At 51.4% G+C, this 15,054-nt stretch carries 15 protein-coding genes; 4 read left to right on the top strand and 11 right to left on the bottom strand.

The window, feature by feature from the left end; all coding sequences use genetic code 11:
• Positions 1-239: 239 nt before the first annotated feature.
• Positions 240-1,613, top strand: a complete 1,374-nt coding sequence (locus ccrud_RS12670) for an FAD-dependent oxidoreductase (protein ID WP_066568463.1) — start codon at positions 240-242, stop codon at positions 1,611-1,613.
• A gap of 38 nt (positions 1,614-1,651) precedes the next feature.
• Here ccrud_RS12670 and ccrud_RS12675 read toward each other — a convergent pair whose 3' ends face one another.
• A complete protein-coding gene (locus ccrud_RS12675; protein ID WP_066568464.1) occupies positions 1,652-1,858 on the bottom strand; it encodes a hypothetical protein in 207 nt (68 codons plus the stop codon).
• Positions 1,859-2,001: 143 nt separating this feature from the next.
• Positions 2,002-2,418: a VOC family protein gene (locus tag ccrud_RS12680; RefSeq protein WP_066568465.1), complete on the bottom strand. Its 417-nt coding sequence runs from the start codon at positions 2,416-2,418 to the stop codon at positions 2,002-2,004.
• A gap of 58 nt (positions 2,419-2,476) precedes the next feature.
• Between ccrud_RS12680 and ccrud_RS12685 the strand changes: the two genes are divergently transcribed.
• Positions 2,477-2,869, top strand: coding sequence for an SRPBCC family protein (locus ccrud_RS12685; RefSeq protein ID WP_245670277.1), 393 nt, complete (start codon positions 2,477-2,479; stop codon positions 2,867-2,869).
• Positions 2,870-3,039: 170 nt separating this feature from the next.
• On the opposite strand, the gene tctA is transcribed toward ccrud_RS12685, so the two are convergent.
• The 5 genes from tctA to ccrud_RS12710 form a co-directional block, all read right to left on the bottom strand.
• Positions 3,040-4,572 (bottom strand): tripartite tricarboxylate transporter permease TctA, encoded by a 1,533-nt coding sequence (gene tctA, locus ccrud_RS12690; RefSeq protein WP_066568466.1) that lies wholly within the window; start codon positions 4,570-4,572, stop codon positions 3,040-3,042.
• Positions 4,572-5,138, bottom strand: a complete 567-nt coding sequence (tctB, locus tag ccrud_RS12695; protein ID WP_066568468.1) for a tripartite tricarboxylate transporter TctB — start codon at positions 5,136-5,138, stop codon at positions 4,572-4,574. Before tctB ends, tctA begins: the two co-directional genes overlap by 1 nt.
• A complete protein-coding gene (gene tctC, locus ccrud_RS12700; protein WP_066568472.1) occupies positions 5,138-6,160 on the bottom strand; it encodes a tripartite tricarboxylate transporter substrate binding protein TctC in 1,023 nt (340 codons plus the stop codon). The genes tctB and tctC overlap by 1 nt, the downstream gene beginning before the upstream one ends.
• Positions 6,161-6,385: 225 nt before the next feature.
• On the bottom strand, positions 6,386-7,108 hold the full coding sequence (locus ccrud_RS12705; RefSeq protein ID WP_066568475.1) for an AAA family ATPase: 723 nt from the start codon (positions 7,106-7,108) through the stop codon (positions 6,386-6,388).
• Positions 7,105-7,839 (bottom strand): AAA family ATPase, encoded by a 735-nt coding sequence (locus tag ccrud_RS12710; RefSeq protein ID WP_066569968.1) that lies wholly within the window; start codon positions 7,837-7,839, stop codon positions 7,105-7,107. The genes ccrud_RS12705 and ccrud_RS12710 overlap by 4 nt, the downstream gene beginning before the upstream one ends.
• A 58-nt stretch (positions 7,840-7,897) precedes the next feature.
• On the opposite strand from ccrud_RS12710, the gene ccrud_RS12715 reads away from it, so the two are divergent.
• Positions 7,898-9,082, top strand: coding sequence for an MFS transporter (locus ccrud_RS12715; RefSeq protein ID WP_066568483.1), 1,185 nt, complete (start codon positions 7,898-7,900; stop codon positions 9,080-9,082).
• Here ccrud_RS12715 and ccrud_RS12720 read toward each other — a convergent pair.
• From ccrud_RS12720 to ccrud_RS12735, 4 genes are read right to left on the bottom strand one after another with little or no spacing between them, the layout of a single operon-like run.
• The gene (locus ccrud_RS12720; RefSeq protein ID WP_066568486.1) at positions 9,075-10,400 is read right to left on the bottom strand and encodes a M20/M25/M40 family metallo-hydrolase; all 1,326 of its coding nucleotides are present in this window, start codon (positions 10,398-10,400) and stop codon (positions 9,075-9,077) included. The genes ccrud_RS12715 and ccrud_RS12720 overlap by 8 nt on opposite strands.
• Before the next feature lie 16 nt (positions 10,401-10,416).
• A complete protein-coding gene (locus ccrud_RS12725) occupies positions 10,417-11,082 on the bottom strand; it encodes a methionine ABC transporter permease (RefSeq protein WP_066568489.1) in 666 nt (221 codons plus the stop codon).
• The gene (locus ccrud_RS12730; protein ID WP_066568492.1) at positions 11,079-12,080 is read right to left on the bottom strand and encodes a methionine ABC transporter ATP-binding protein; all 1,002 of its coding nucleotides are present in this window, start codon (positions 12,078-12,080) and stop codon (positions 11,079-11,081) included. Before ccrud_RS12730 ends, ccrud_RS12725 begins: the two co-directional genes overlap by 4 nt.
• The gene (locus ccrud_RS12735) at positions 12,080-12,907 is read right to left on the bottom strand and encodes a MetQ/NlpA family ABC transporter substrate-binding protein (protein ID WP_066568496.1); all 828 of its coding nucleotides are present in this window, start codon (positions 12,905-12,907) and stop codon (positions 12,080-12,082) included. The genes ccrud_RS12730 and ccrud_RS12735 overlap by 1 nt, the downstream gene beginning before the upstream one ends.
• A 515-nt stretch (positions 12,908-13,422) precedes the next feature.
• On the opposite strand from ccrud_RS12735, the gene ccrud_RS15360 reads away from it, so the two are divergent.
• Positions 13,423-15,018 carry a cytochrome b/b6 domain-containing protein gene (locus ccrud_RS15360; protein ID WP_066568498.1) on the top strand — a complete coding sequence of 532 codons (1,596 nt, stop codon included), beginning with the start codon at positions 13,423-13,425 and terminating at the stop codon, positions 15,016-15,018.
• The last annotated feature ends 36 nt before the right edge of the window (positions 15,019-15,054 follow it).

A 15,054-nucleotide genomic window follows, 5' to 3' on the forward strand; every position in this document is an offset into this window, starting at 1 on the left:
TAGTGAGCTGGGGTTATTAGGCTTGATTCAGTATGAATATATTAGACAGGGCGGTCTAGATCTTTAAAATACTTTGAATTTAATTATGGAAAAGTCTTCGCATTCCAGCAATTCACTGCTAGCTTTACAGACCAAGCGGTCTAGGAGTGCGATACAGCCTGGACTTTATACATTGAAAACCTCTTCCCCGCGAGATCCCATATGGAATCCCACAGGGAACACGAAAGGCACTTGAGAAAATGACAACTCCCCTGCGCGTAGCCGTTATCGGCGCTGGCCCAGCTGGCATTTACGCATCCGATCTTCTTATCCGCAATGAAGAGCGCGAAGTGTTCGTCGACCTTTTCGAGCAAATGCCCGCACCATTCGGCCTCATTCGCTACGGTGTGGCTCCCGATCACCCACGCATCAAGGGAATCGTCAAGTCCCTACACAACGTGCTGGATAAACCACGCCTTCGCCTTCTCGGAAATATCACCATTGGTCGCGATATCACTGTTGAAGAGCTCCGCGAATACTACGACGCCGTTGTTTTCTCCACCGGTGCGGTAGCCGACCGTGAGCTCAACATTCCAGGAATCGACGCAGAAGGATCCTTCGGCGCCGGCGAATTCGTAGGCTTTTATGATGGCAACCCACGCTTCGAGCGCTCTTGGGATCTCTCCGCGCAATCCGTCGCCGTCATCGGTGTCGGAAACGTGGGCCTAGACGTGGCCCGCATCCTGGCGAAAACAGGCGATGAACTTAAAGTCACCGAAATTCCTGACAACGTCTACAACTCCCTCAAGGAAAATAAGGCCACTGAGGTGCACGTTTTCGGACGCCGCGGCCCAGCACAGGTTAAGTTCACCCCACAGGAACTCAAAGAACTAGACCACTCCCCAACCATCAACGTGGTTGTCGATCCAGAAGATATTGATTACGACGGCGCATCCGAAGAAGCTCGCCGATCTTCCAAATCTCAAGATCTGGTCTGCCAGATTCTGGAGCAGTACGCCATTCGCGAACCAAAGGATGCTCCGCACACCCTGCAAATCCACCTTTTCGAGAACCCAGTTGAGGTTCTTCAAAAGGACGGAAAAGTTGTGGGACTGCGCACCGAGCGCACTGCACTTGATGGCAACGGCGGTGTAAACGGCACTGGTGAATTCAAAGATTGGCCAGTTCAGGCGGTCTACCGTGCGGTCGGCTACAAGTCTGATCCAATCGAGGGCGTACCTTTCGACGGCTCCCGCCATGTCATTCCAAACGATGGCGGACATGTCATTGAAGCCCCAGGTGCCGCCCCAGTTCCAGGACTGTACGCAACTGGCTGGATCAAGCGTGGACCAATCGGTCTCATCGGCAATACCAAGTCCGATGCTAAGGAAACCACCGACATGCTGATCAAGGATGCTGTCGCAGGCACACTGGGCGATCCAAAGAACCAGGGCGAAGAAGTTATCATCGAACTTCTCGATTCCCGCAATATCCCATTCACCACCTGGGAAGGCTGGTACAAGCTCGATGCAGCAGAGCGCGCACTCGGTGAAGCCGAAGGCCGCGAGCGTAAGAAGATTGTGGATTGGGAAGAAATGGTCCGCCAGGCCCGCGAAGCCCCAGCAATTGTGTAATTCCTAGCTGTTTTAAAGAAAATCCCCGTCTCTCGAAACTAATCGAGGCGGGGATGTTCTCTATTTATATTACGTGGCCGATTCACCACATAAACCACCGTTGCTGCCACTAAACCTGCAATTATAAAGCCCACGGTGACCACGGCATTTGAATGCATTATTCCGATATACATCCCAATGAGAACGCCACTCAAAAATACAATTATTGCTTTAACAACAGCCCTTCGTTGAAGATCCTCTTTCACAGACACCCCTTTTTCCGCTTAATGCTAATCCACAGCCTAAGCCCAGAGTGTCAATCGTTTTTGGCAAAATCAATCAATTGCTAAACAAAGGTAACTTAAGTTTCGGTAGTTAAGCCACCCACCTAAATTATCAAGTGCGCAGCTTAGCCTCCGATATTGAACATCCAATGAGTTCCAAACCGATCTTCCAGCGCACCATAAACTGCACCCCACGGAACAGCTTCCAAAGGTATAGTTACGCTCGCGCCCTCAGATAGTTTCGCCCAATATCCACGCAGTTCTTTCTCCAGCTCCATACCGCCGGTGAGTGAAAGTGGCGTGTCCTCGCCTTTCACCCTGTGCATAATGCTCGGGATATCACTGGCGAAAAGGAACTTCTGCCCATCTACACGCAGTTCAGCATGCATAATCTTGTCACCATCGCCGCCTACTTCTTCTTCAGCATGCACGGCAGAAAATGGCATCATTTGCAGCTCACCACCAAAAACTTCCTGGTAAAACTCCATTGCTTCTTTGGCATTTCCATTGAACTGACGGTAGGGAGTGAGATCGGCTTTCATGGGATTCCTGCTTTCCAAAAGGGAGCGTTATCTAAGCACCCACGCTACCCTTGAAACCATGAAATTTTCCGAGTCTAAACACATCTCAGTGCTCAGCTCTGCTTCGCCGGAAAAAATTTACAAACTGGCCCGCGATTTATCCAAGCTTCCTGCCTGGGCTTCAGGTTTAGCAACCGGTAGCCTCACGCTTATCGACGCCAACTCTCTCGAACTCGACTCCCCCATGGGCCGTGTTCATACAGAATTTTCCCCAATCAACAGCTGTGGAATCCTCGACCACACAGTCATTCTCCCCGATGGAACCAAAGTACTCAATCCTTTTCGAGTCATCCCTCACCCCACCGGCTCCGAACTAATTTTCACCGTCAGACCAAGCGAAAACTTCGAAGAAGATTGCCAAGCAGTCAGCGAAGACCTCGAAAGATTGGTTTCTTTAGTTGAATCAGCTTGAGGATGTTCCAATTCACCATCAACCAAAGCAATGAGGCTAAAAATGGTAGATCCTCACATTGCTGCTGCAGCAGACACTAGATCCGCAAAAATAGTGCTGCTCTGTGTGTCCGTTTAAGGAATTTTCACAAGGTGCTTGAGGTGGATTGCACCTTGTGAAAAGTTAATTCCTTAGGCGTCCACAGTTTCCAACTGGGATGTTAGGCGCTTGCGGCGGCCCCTGATTGCGGTCACAATACTCACCGCAATGAAGATGGCGAGAACTGCATAAAGGGACCAGGTGATTGGGCTAGAGACAAGGACGGAGAAATCGCCAACCGAGGACAACAATGCATCTCGGAGTGAGGTTTCTGCCAAAGGTCCAAGCACCATACCGATCATCAATGGGGCCAGTGGATATCCGTAACGGCGCATGATCAATGCCACGATTCCGATTCCGAGCAACAAGAGCAGATCGAATACTGCGCCGGAAGTAGCGTAAATGCCCAGGCCACAGAACAATGCGATACCGGAATATAGGTACTGGTTAGGAATCAGCAGGAGCTTTGCCCACAGCTGTGCGAACGGCAGGTTGATAAACAGCAGCACAACCATTGCGATGAAGAAGCTGGCAAGAAGAGCCCAAACAAGTTCAGGGTTGCGATCAAAAAGCAGAGGTCCTGGCTGGATTCCGTACTGACGGAAAGCTGCCAACATGATTGCTGCGGTGGCAGAGACTGGAAGTCCCAATGCTAGCAGCGCACCCATCGCCATACCGGTGGTGGCATTTCCGGCAGCTTCCGGAGCAGCGAGTCCGCGGATTGCACCCTTATCGCCGAACTGAGGTTTTTTACGCCGCTTGTCTAATGCGCGTTCGGTGGAATACGCCAAGAAGGTGGGAACTTCTGAACCGCCAACGGGGATAACACCAAACGGTAATCCGATGACGGTACCGCGAGCCCATGCAGGTGCAGCTTCTTTGAATTCTGAACCAGTAAGCCAAGGTCGGCCGGCAGAACGAGTTTCCAGATTTGCCTTGTCACGGCGAGCACGAGCTGCGATATAAAAGACTTCTCCGAGTGCCAAAATCGCGACGGTAACCGTAACGAGGGAGATGCCGTCGAAAAGCTGTGGTGCCCCGAGCGTGAAGCGCTCGAGGCCGGTGACCGAATCGATGCCGATGGTGGCAATACCCAGGCCGAAAATAAGGGACGCAAGTCCCTTAAACACCGAGTCGGACACTACGGAAGAGGTGGCAACGAAGGCGAAGAGCGCTAATGCGAAGTACTCGGCGGGGCCGAATGCGGTGGATAATTCCGCCAACGTTGGGGCGAGGAACACGACGATGAATGAGGAAACAATACCGCCGATAAACGCGCCGATTGCGGCGGTGGCCAATGCCTGCGGCGCACGCCCATTAAGTGCCATGCGGTGGCCTTCAAAAGTTGAAGCGATCGCAGAGGCCTGACCAGGGGTATTCATCAAAATTGCCATGGTGGAGTCGCCGAAAAGTCCACCGAAATAAACGCCTGCGAACATGATAAACGCGGCAGTTGGATCAAGCGCGAAAGTCATAGGCAGCAACAACGCCACCGCCATAGAGGAACCAAGGCCTGGCATAACGCCCACGGCAGTTCCCAACAAACAGCCAATTACAACCCACAGAAGGTTCATCGGCGATAGTGCGCCGGCAAAACCTTCCATCAACATGGACAAAATATCCATTAGAAGCCACCACCCAGAAGTCCAGAAGGAAGATTAAGCCCCAGGCCAACGTCGAAGGCAAGGTAGACGATGGAGCTCATCATGAGGGAAATTAACACATCGAAAGCTGGACGTTGAGAGCCAAAAGCTCTGGTCATTGTCCAAAACAACAGCGCACCGGCCAGAATCCAACCAAGGTATGGCAGCAGCACGGCGAAGATGAAGAACCCGCCAATTGCCCACGCCAAAGAGACATAATCAGAGTGGAATTTCCAGCTGCGGCCAGATTCGTTTTCTGGATGCATGGGGAATTTAATGGTCTGAATTATCAAGGCCACTGCGACTAACAGGCCAGCAATGCCGAGGATTGTTGGAAAGAAGCGAGGCCCGGGAAAAGCTGCGTTTCCAACGTCCATGTTGAGGACACCGATAAGCAGGTACAAGCTAAAGGCAGTGAGGATCGCCGGCATAATAAGCCCTGAGCGGCCCTCCCAAAATGTGCCTTCACCAACCGGGCGAGGCCCTGGTAATTGATGTGATTCCGGGATATCGATATGGGAATCACCGGACTGTTCCGTGATATTCACTAGCCCATCTCCTTGAATAGCTGATCAATGCGCTCAATTTCCTCTTGGACAAATTGGTCAAGTTCTTCGCCCTCAAGTGGAGCGCTCATCCAGTAGTTGCGTTCCACAGCTGCTTGCCATTCCGGAGTTGCTACAGATTCCGCAACGATTTCCCGAAGTTCTGTAATTTGTTCTTCGCTCAATCCGGGAGGAGCAAACATGGCTCGCCAATTGGTCAAGGTCACGTCATAGCCCTGTTCCACCAGCGTTGGAATATCAGTACCTGGAAGCCGCTCCCCTGCCGCGATGCCTAGTACCTTCAATCGACCGGCTTCTACCTGCGGATACATATCAGCAAATCCGCCAGTCGATGCCTTTGCAGTGCCATTGAGGAGAGCTTGAATTGCTTCACCACCGCCATCGGAAGGAATGAAGGTGGTTTGCTTCGGATCGATTCCTGCGGCCAATGCGATTTCAGTCATGACCAGCTGGTCAAAGGAACCACCGCCAGTCCAGGACACACCCGCTGGATCTGCTTGCCATCCTTCAATGAGCTCATCGAGAGTGTTATATGGAGAATTCGCTGGCACGGTAATGATGTCGAATTCTTCCACCACACGAGCAATCGGCGTGATGTCTTGGATTTTTGCAGGAGTATCAAATTGAATCTGCGCTGCAATGTGCCCTGTTCCGCCCACCATCAAGGTATTAGGCGCAGTCATCGTGGAGAGCTTGCCCATGCCGATGGTGCCACCAGCTCCGGGGATATTCACCACCTGAATATTGTTGACAATATTGTTCACGCGCATCGCCTGCTGCTGCTCACGCTGGAACGTGTCCCAGCCACCACCAGCCGCAGCAGGGGCAATCAGGGTCATATTGGATCGAATATCTTCACCACCAGAGGCGGATTGGATGGAGAAAAACGCAGCAATCGCAGTGATAGCAATCGCTGCAGTACCAACAATAAATTGTTTAGTTTTCGATGTGTTCGATTTTTTCGATTGTGCAGAGCTTCCAGGCTCTGCTCCTACTTCGGCCATGTTGGGGAGATCCCTCTCGGTCGGACTGTTGAGCAACAAGGTTTAGGTGACTCACATCACCAGTAAAATGTGGTGTGGACAACACTAAACCCGCCCCCGGGGACCCTGGAAGTAGCGAGAGAAAATCTTTGGAATTTACCCCCAATCAGAGTGTTAAAACTCATTGACCTCTAGATATGCGCATTCAGATCAATTTAAATTATTTAGCTCACGAGCTTTTATGAGCTAAGACTCCCGCATAACATCAACCATGAACTCTGCAATTTCTTCCGGATCTTCAAAGAAATCACGCAGCGCACGGAAAGCTGTTGTTTCCTCCAGATCCACTCCCCGACGCAATTCACTATCTGCACTAAATTCCCAAATATCCGCGCCGGGGATAGCCATCAACACAGGCGAATGCGTCACAATAATAATTTGCGAGCCACTCTGTGACAGCGCATGCAACTCCGCAAGAATTGCCATCTGCCGAATAAAAGACAGCCCCGATTCCGGCTCATCCATCAGATACAATCCCCTGCCCACAAAGGTATGTTGCACAATATGCATCACCGATTCGCCATGCGACATATGATGCAAATTCACCCACCCGGGAGCTTCATCTTGATAGGTCCCAGCAACATTGAAATAAGATTCTGCCCTTAAGAAAAATCCCCTCATCGGCTCTGGACCTTTATGCGCTTTCGCTACATTTTTCAATGGGTTATCAAAAGGGTTAAATTTTCCGGTGTATTCGCCTCCCTCTGTGCCGAAGCCTGCATTGATCGCGATAGCTTCCAACAGTGTTGATTTACCCACCCCGTTTTCACCAGTTATCACCGTGACGGGTGCTCGAAAATCTAGGACTCTCTGCTCGCGCAATACTTGAAATGCAGGAACTTTCTCTGTCCAGTGCGGCGCACTACCCCGAAATTCCAAGGCGGCAAGGTCAGTAATAAATGGCATCATGGCTGCTCCTCCAAAAAATCAGAGGACTGCGATGTTAAAAAGTCCGCGGTACCGCGTGGATCACTCACAAATTCCCGCGCCGCTTGCACTGCTTCAGCTTCTTCAAAAGACACCCGAGCAATCCCAGAAGATGTAATTTCAACAATCTCCGCTCCGGGAATAGCGAGCAAAATTGGTGAGTGCGTAGCCATCACAATCTGAGCACCATTACGAGCAAGGTTGGCTAGTTTCCCTAAAAGCTCCAACTGCCGAAGCATGGAAAGGCCTGCCTCCGGCTCATCTAAAATAAAGAATCCATCGCCATGAAACCGTCTTTCAATCACAGCGAAAATGGATTCACCATGGCTCATATCATGAAGATCCAATAAATTACCGCCTTCTAAAGAGCCATAATAAGAAGCCGTGTTGTACCAGGTTTCACCACGGAAAAAGAATGCATCCCGTGGATTTCTCCTCCGCACCAACTTCAGGGAATGGTGCAATGAAGAAACAATATCGCCGTCTCGATCAAAATGCGCATGCCGCGAACCACCTGCGGGATTAAGCCCCATGCCCACAGCAATCGCTTCAATCAGCGTAGATTTCCCCACCCCGTTCTCCCCCGTAATCACAGTGATCGGAGCATGAAATTCTAAGGGTGATACATCCAAAGATGTCACGATGGCCAGCGTAGATAGGTACCCCGGCAAAGATTTCGGCTGATCAAGCAGCTCTACCTTCGTCAAGAACATAATGCCCACCATAGAGAAAAATACTCAACTTATTTATGCAATCACCTAATCTAATTTCATGAATGAAATTACCCATCCGTACCGGACCCGAGTTCTGGGTGGTTTAGCTTTTGCTCAGGTGACAATTGGCCTGAGCAATGGCGTGACTTTATCTATGGGCAGCTTGCTTGCCGCGCATTTGGCCGGTGCGTCTTGGGGTGGATCGGCAGCTACATTAACTACCGTTGGCGCTGCGATCTTTTCCATTCCGCTTTCTAAAATGGTGTCTAGATATGATCGCCGTACGTCATTAAGCACCGGCATGCTGTTGGGTTGTGTTGGCGCGATCTTAGCTATCGTCGGTGCCCAATTAGGTTTATTCCCGGTGGTTTTGCTCGCGTTCCTCTTCTTAGGTTCCATGTCTGCGGTTAATCTTCAAGCACGTTTTGCGGCAACTGATGTAGCTAGCGAACGCACTCGCGGCAGGGATTTATCGCTTGTCGTGTGGTCCACCACCATTGGTGCAATCGCTGGACCTAATCTTTTTGAACCAAGCACGCGTTTTAGCCAAGCGGTTGGTTTAGAGGAACATGCCGGCGCTTATTTACTGTGCTTGATTGGCCAGATTATTGCCATTGCGGTGTGGCAATTTACGCTGCCCAAGGGCCTCAAACCAGAGGTCATTCCTAATAAAACTCAGGAGAAAAGCAAGCTCACACCCAAGGCGATGCAGGCGATTTCTTCAGTCGCTACTGCGCACTTCTCCATGGTCGGACTCATGTCGATGGCCGCCATTCACATGCAAGGCCACGGCGCAGGCTTAACTATCATCGGGTTCACCATCAGTCTGCACATCGCCGGAATGTATGCACTTTCGCCCGTATTTGGTCTACTCACGGATAAATTCGGCCGCAATTTCACGATCTTTTCCGGTTTCGCCATGCTCGCAGCTTCAGCTGCACTATTGCTCATTTGGCCAGAACCACAGTGGGCCATGATCGCCTCCATGATTCTGCTGGGGCTCGGCTGGAACTCGGCGTTAGTCGGTTCCTCCGCTTTGCTTGTCGACGCCACCCCACCCCACGACCGCACCTACGCCCAGGGGCGCAGCGATCTAACGATGAACCTTGCTGGTGCTTCAGGCGGGTTGATCGCTGGACCGCTGATTGCACTCGGTGGAATGCCTACCTTGGCGGGTGTTGTCCTAGCTGTGGTGCTTCTGCAGTTCTTGATCAGTTCCAGAACATCACTTAAATCTAGCTAAGGAATTCGCGCACGACAGCCTCATATCCTTGAACTGTGAGTTCTAAATCTTCCAGGTACAGCGCCTCGTCATGTGAGTGCAGCTGTCCCATGGCTTCTGCCAAGGTGCGTTCGCGGGCATGAACAGCAAAACCGTAGCCAACTCCACCGAGACGTCGGCCGAAACGCAAGTCAGATCCGCCTGAGGAAATAACAGGAACAACAGGAGCTCCTGGGAAGAAATCGCCCAGGACCTTTTCCAAGGTGGAATACAAACGAGAATCAGTAGGGCTAACTGTTGCTTCCTCAGAGATGAGGTGTTCAATTTCTACTTCGTCGGCGAGGTCACCCAAAGCAGTACGCAACATATCATCGACATAATCATTAGTTTGCCCAGGTAGCGTGCGGATATCTAGCTCTAGATACGCATGCGATGGCAAGACGTTGATGGCTTGGCCTGCGCGAACAACAGTCTGCGCGATCGTGAGATGCGATACGGCATGTGCGAAACGTGCCAATCCGCCGAATTCTGCATAGGCATCGGGATCGGTGCCATCCAAAAGCGCCTGTTCAGTTGCGGCATCAAAACGGTGTGCTTGCACAAAGCCTTGCCAAATATCATCCTTGGCTACCTTCAGATCAGCAGCTGCAATTCGGCGCGCCACTTCACCAATTTTCACAATGGCGCTGTCCCTATCAAAAGGAATTGAGCCGTGACCGGCATCGCCGTTGACGTGAATGCGACGCTGTGCGGCGCCCTTTTCACCGACGTTAATGATCACTGCATCGCTGCCATCGCTCACAGGCAGATGAGATCCCCCTGATTCAGAGAGGCAATTCTTCCAGCTAAATAGCTCTGGGTGTTCTTCAGAGAGCCATTTTGCGCCTAATCCACCGCGGGCTTCCTCATCAGCTACGCCGACGAAGGTTAAGGTGCCACGCAGTCCACCCTCTCGTGCAATTTCACGGGTCACAGCTGCTTGGGTTGCGGTAATAAAGAGCATATCCACTGATCCGCGGCCCCAAATCTGGCCATCAGAGATCTCTGCACCAAAGGGATCTTTAGTCCATTTAGGCAGATCGATTGGCACCACATCGGTGTGCCCGAGCAGGGTCAACGGCTCTGCATCTTCATCCGTGCCAGGCACCGTCACGATGATAGAGGTACGACCCGGACGGGGTTCCATCCTTGTAATCGAGACATTTGGAGTACCCGCAAAGAAGCGTTCCAGGCTATCCGCATTACGTACTTCTTGACCTGAATCTGGGGTCAAGTCGTTGACGCAAGCATTGCGGATAAGTTCCTGAAGAAGGGTGAGGGTTTCGTCGTAAAGCGCCATTATTATTTTTATCTTTCTAGTAACGCGAGCGTGCAGCAAGCCAGTTTCCCAGGGACTGAATGCCTTGAACAACGATGATCAAAATGATCACGGTGGCAATCATCGCTACTGTATCGAACTGCTGGTAACCATAGGATACTGCCAAGTCACCGACACCACCGCCGCCAATCACACCGGCCATCGCGGTCGCGCCAATTAGACCAACGCACGCGGTCGTCATGGCCAGCACAATGGAACTTTTCGCTTCCGGCAGCAAGAAATAGCGGATAGTTTGCCAGGTGGAGGCACCCATTGCCTGGGCTGCTTCCATGATTCCATCGGGTACTTCCAGCAGGGAGTTCTCAATGAGGCGGCCAATATATGGCGCAATATAGATCGTCAGCGGAACCAACGCTGCAGTGGTGCCAATGGAGGTGCCAGAAATAAACCTGGTGAATGGCACAATCGCCACCATCAAAATAATAAACGGTAGCGAGCGAATGACATTCACAATCACATTCAGCACATTATAAATCACCGCATTGGGCTTCAGGCCTTCCTTGCGCGTGAGCACCAAAAGCACCGCGATTGGGATGCCTAGCAACGTGCCAATAAACAATGAAATGCCCACCATATAGATGGTTTCGTACATCGCATCGAGGTATTGCTGATTAGATACCCGTGTATCAAAAAGCTCGGTCATGACAGCACCTCCGCATCAATTCCATCTTGCTCCGCCGCCCACTGCGCGGCGTCCTTTTTGCGCGCGCCGGTCAAACTCAGCACCAAGGTGCCCACGATTGAGCGTCGCAACGGCGCCTCCGCCGCCTGCAACATAGACACCTGCACACCAAAGCGCTCGCCCAGGTCTGCGATCAGGTTGCGCGCCGCGTGATCTCGGTAAGACAGCTTGACGACGACCCCCTCCGCACGTTTGGCCTCCCAGACCACCTCATCAGAAAGTTTGGAAGGAAGCACCGTATCCACAAACCGCTGGGTCAATGGCTTTTGTGGAGCAGCGAAAACCTCATCAACTGGGCCTGTTTCCAGCAACCCACCATTTTCGAGTACCGCCACACCATCAGCGATTTTCGCCACCACATCCATTTGGTGGGTAATAATCAACACCGTCAAGCCCAGTTCCGCATTGATCTTCACGATCAATTCCAAAATCTGTTCAGTAGTCAGCGGATCAAGCGCAGAAGTCGGCTCATCGCACAGCAAAATCTTCGGATTGGTCACCAATGCGCGCGCAATACCCACGCGCTGCTGCTGACCACCGGATAGTTGCTTAGGTCGGTTCCCGGCGCGATCTGCCAGCCCCACCAAGTCCAATACTTTGGCCACACGTTCATTGATTTCTCGTGTACTGACACCAGCAAGCACTAAAGGCATCGCGACGTTTTCCGCCACGGTTTTAGAACTCAGCAGGTTGTAGTGTTGAAACACCATGGACACGTTGGCGCGTAATTGCCGCAGCTCGCGGGCGCCCAACGTTGCTGGCTCTACTCCCAACACCTCAACGACACCAGCAGTGGGAGTTTCTAAGCCATTAACTGTTCTGATCAGCGTGGATTTACCAGCGCCGGAGGTGCCCACGACGCCAAAAATCTGGCCTTGTTCCACATCAAAGCTGATGTCTTCTAATGCATGCAGCTTGCCGAAACTCTTTGAAACGTTTCTAAAAGATACCGCTGGCATTACTTGTAGTCCGGTACAAACCAGTAGCCGTTGGAGTTTTCTTCTTCCAAGAAGGATGCGAACTCATCGGACTGGTAAGCATCAATAACAGCCTGCGCCCACTCAGTATCAGTCTTATCTTCGGTGGTCACGGCAACAAGAATGAGAGAATCCCGCAGATCTTCATCCAGAAGAGCTAATTCAGGATCAACTCCGGAGGAGAAAGAAATGGAGCCTGGAATTACTCCCCAGTCCAAGTCCTGCAGTGCGCGTGGAATAGTCGCAGAATCCATTGGAGTGATCTTGAGGTTGTGTGGGTTCTCCGCGATATCGTTCTCAGTCAGCTGAACAGGATCGTGGCCTTCCTTCAACGTAATCCAGCCAGCCTTGGCAAGAATGTTGTAGGCGCGGGACTGGTTAGAAGCATCCAAAGGAATACCGACTGTTTGTCCATCGGCTACTTCATCCAAAGAACCATAACGCTCAGAGTAAAGCTTGGCAGGCACAGTTGGGATCTCTACTAGTGAAGCCAGGTTTCCGCCGCGCTCACGGTTAAAGACCTCAAGGTAAGCAGTGTGCTGATCAACGTTAAGATCCACAGATCCTTCATCAACAGCAGTATCAGCCTGCTGCAGATCAGAGAATTCGGTGTACTCAATCTCAAAGCCCTGCTCAGTCAGGATTGGATCAATGCCATCTTGAAATAGCTGTGAGTATGGTCCAGGAGAAGTTCCGACCTTGATGAGGTTTTCATTCGAGGAAGAGTCACTGGAGCAAGCAACTAAGGATGCCGATAATGCGACAGCGCCGATGAGCGCACCAATTTTCCGAGCGGTAGACGTGATCATGAGATCTCCTTTGAACTAATTTCCATGTGTTTCCCAGAAATCCTAGACTGTTATGTTCAATCTGTATAGACCATGTAGTCTATTGCTACCCCCTTTTTGGTCACACCGCAGAGATATCGCCATATAAGCCAACGAAATATCTACCGCCTCTTCCACGCGACCGAATGCGAGCTAAACACTTGAGCGCCAATCTAGGAAGGATCATTTTGGATGACAATTAGACCAAGTTTGAATCCTGTGAAATTCCAGTGCGAAAACCTGCCGCAAATGCCATCACAACATTCAAATCGAACGAATATTTGCATCTGAGAGCAGACGAAAATGCAAGGATCGGCCACAACTGCCCGTCAGGATCAAGGTTTGCGACGAATCCTTGCAGCCCCTCCCACTCCCCTAAGAAACTGTGAAACAAACCAGCTCGCAATATGGAATTTCACCAAAAGAGAACTACCCTAAATACCAAACATAAACAGTGACAGCCCCCTTCAAGAATGCAACAAGAGACGACACCTCCCATGGACGGCACTTCGCCACAGAACAAAATTTCCGCAACTCCCCCAGCACCAGGAAATGCTATTCCTGCACCTGGAGGTGCCATTCCTGCGCCAATAAATAACGCCCAGAACCCCGTTTCTCAGCCTGATCCACCGAAGCTTCCAGCCCCAGGTTCAGCAATTCCTACCCCAGGCGGAGCTGTACCCACACCAGGAATGGCAATCCCTGTTCCTGGCACTGCGACTCCAGCTGTTCCTGCCCCACCTACAGCCCCATTGACTCCAGCAGCCCCAGGTTCAGCAATTCCAGCACCTGGACTTAGCACCCCTGCAGTCAGCGCTCCAGGAAACGCAGTTTCAACACCAGGTATTGCAAGCCCTACTCCTGGAGCAGCTATCCCAGCACCCGGAATGGCTACTCCCAGCGCACCAGGTTCGAGTGCTCCGAGCATTCCGGTTCCTGGTTCTGTAACTCCACCTGCACCTGGTATTGCTGCGCCGGGAGCGACACTTCCTGCACCAGGCATTCCAACCCCAGGTGCGGCACTTCCAATACCTGGAGCACCTGGTGTCCCTGGCATCCCACAAGCACCTGGAACTCCGGGTGCTCCGACTGCAGCAGCGACCCCTGTGAAGCCAGTCTTCCAAGACGCAGAGAAATTACCTCGCACTGATGAAGCTGGAAATACAAAGAAGGAATTGCCGCTGCGCGTAAGGTTGGCGCAGCCGATCACTCGTAAGCAGTGGGCTATGACTCTTGGAGTGTTTTTCCTGGGTGCGGTTGTTGTGGCCGCTGTCGCCGTGACTCTTACCAAGTGGGCGTTTACGACCGAATGGTTGCAGGATTTCGTCGAGAAGTATCCCGGAAAATATGACACTCCTGCCGGCGCTCCGGTGGGTATTCCGGCATGGTTGAGTTGGCAGCACTTCTTCAACATGTTCTTCATGGTGTTGATCATCAAGACTGGCATCGAGATCAATAGAACTCGCAGGCCAAAGGGTTATTGGACGCCGAAAAAGGGCGGTAAGAAGATTTCCTTAACCTTGTGGATTCACCTTGTGTTGGATCTGTTGTGGATCATCAACGGTGCGGTGTTTATTGTGTTGCTCTTTGCTACTGGCCAGTGGATGCGCATTGTTCCCACTAGTTGGGATGTGTTCCCGAATGCGCTTAGTGCTGGGTTGCAGTACTTGTCGTTGGATTGGCCTACGGAGAATGGTTGGGCGAATTACAACAGCCTGCAGGAATTGACGTATTTCTTCACGATCTTCATTGCAGCACCGTTGTCTATTGTCTCTGGTTTCCGGATGTCTAGTTATTGGCCGAAGAACAATGCTGCGATGAATAAGGTGCTTCCTATTGGGTTTGCGCGTGCGCTGCATATGCCGGTCATGGTGTATTACCTGGTGTTTATCTGCATTCATGTGTTCTTGGTGTTCGCTACTGGTGCGCTGCGCAATTTCAACCACATGTATGCGGGTGAAGATGTAGTCAACTGGGTTGGCTTTGGTTGGTTTGTGGCTTCTTTGGTTGTCATCATCGGAGCTTTTGTGGCACTGCGCCCAACAATCATTGCACCGGTGGCGAAAAAGTTTGGTCAGGTTACTGCTCGCTAATTTCGCGTTTTAAGGCGTCGATATTCTAAGATGCGT

Source organism: Corynebacterium crudilactis, from assembly GCF_001643015.1.
Classification (GTDB): domain Bacteria; phylum Actinomycetota; class Actinomycetes; order Mycobacteriales; family Mycobacteriaceae; genus Corynebacterium; species Corynebacterium crudilactis.

Excerpts from the sequence above, each read along its gene's own strand:
- ccrud_RS12710 (WP_066569968.1), bottom strand. The coding sequence starts at position 7,839 with ATGTTCTTGACGAAGGTAGAGCTGCTTGATCAGCCGAAATCTTTGCCG.
- tctA (WP_066568466.1), bottom strand. The coding sequence starts at position 4,572 with ATGGATATTTTGTCCATGTTGATGGAAGGTTTTGCCGGCGCACTATCG.
- ccrud_RS12730 (WP_066568492.1), bottom strand. The coding sequence starts at position 12,080 with ATGCCAGCGGTATCTTTTAGAAACGTTTCAAAGAGTTTCGGCAAGCTG.
- ccrud_RS12725 (WP_066568489.1), bottom strand. The coding sequence starts at position 11,082 with ATGACCGAGCTTTTTGATACACGGGTATCTAATCAGCAATACCTCGAT.
- tctC (WP_066568472.1), bottom strand. The coding sequence starts at position 6,160 with ATGGCCGAAGTAGGAGCAGAGCCTGGAAGCTCTGCACAATCGAAAAAA.
- ccrud_RS15360 (WP_066568498.1), top strand. The coding sequence starts at position 13,423 with ATGGACGGCACTTCGCCACAGAACAAAATTTCCGCAACTCCCCCAGCA.
- ccrud_RS12685 (WP_245670277.1), top strand. The coding sequence starts at position 2,477 with ATGAAATTTTCCGAGTCTAAACACATCTCAGTGCTCAGCTCTGCTTCG.
- ccrud_RS12720 (WP_066568486.1), bottom strand. The coding sequence starts at position 10,400 with ATGGCGCTTTACGACGAAACCCTCACCCTTCTTCAGGAACTTATCCGC.
- ccrud_RS12670 (WP_066568463.1), top strand. The coding sequence starts at position 240 with ATGACAACTCCCCTGCGCGTAGCCGTTATCGGCGCTGGCCCAGCTGGC.
- ccrud_RS12705 (WP_066568475.1), bottom strand. The coding sequence starts at position 7,108 with ATGATGCCATTTATTACTGACCTTGCCGCCTTGGAATTTCGGGGTAGT.
- ccrud_RS12715 (WP_066568483.1), top strand. The coding sequence starts at position 7,898 with ATGAATGAAATTACCCATCCGTACCGGACCCGAGTTCTGGGTGGTTTA.
- ccrud_RS12680 (WP_066568465.1), bottom strand. The coding sequence starts at position 2,418 with ATGAAAGCCGATCTCACTCCCTACCGTCAGTTCAATGGAAATGCCAAA.
- ccrud_RS12735 (WP_066568496.1), bottom strand. The coding sequence starts at position 12,907 with ATGATCACGTCTACCGCTCGGAAAATTGGTGCGCTCATCGGCGCTGTC.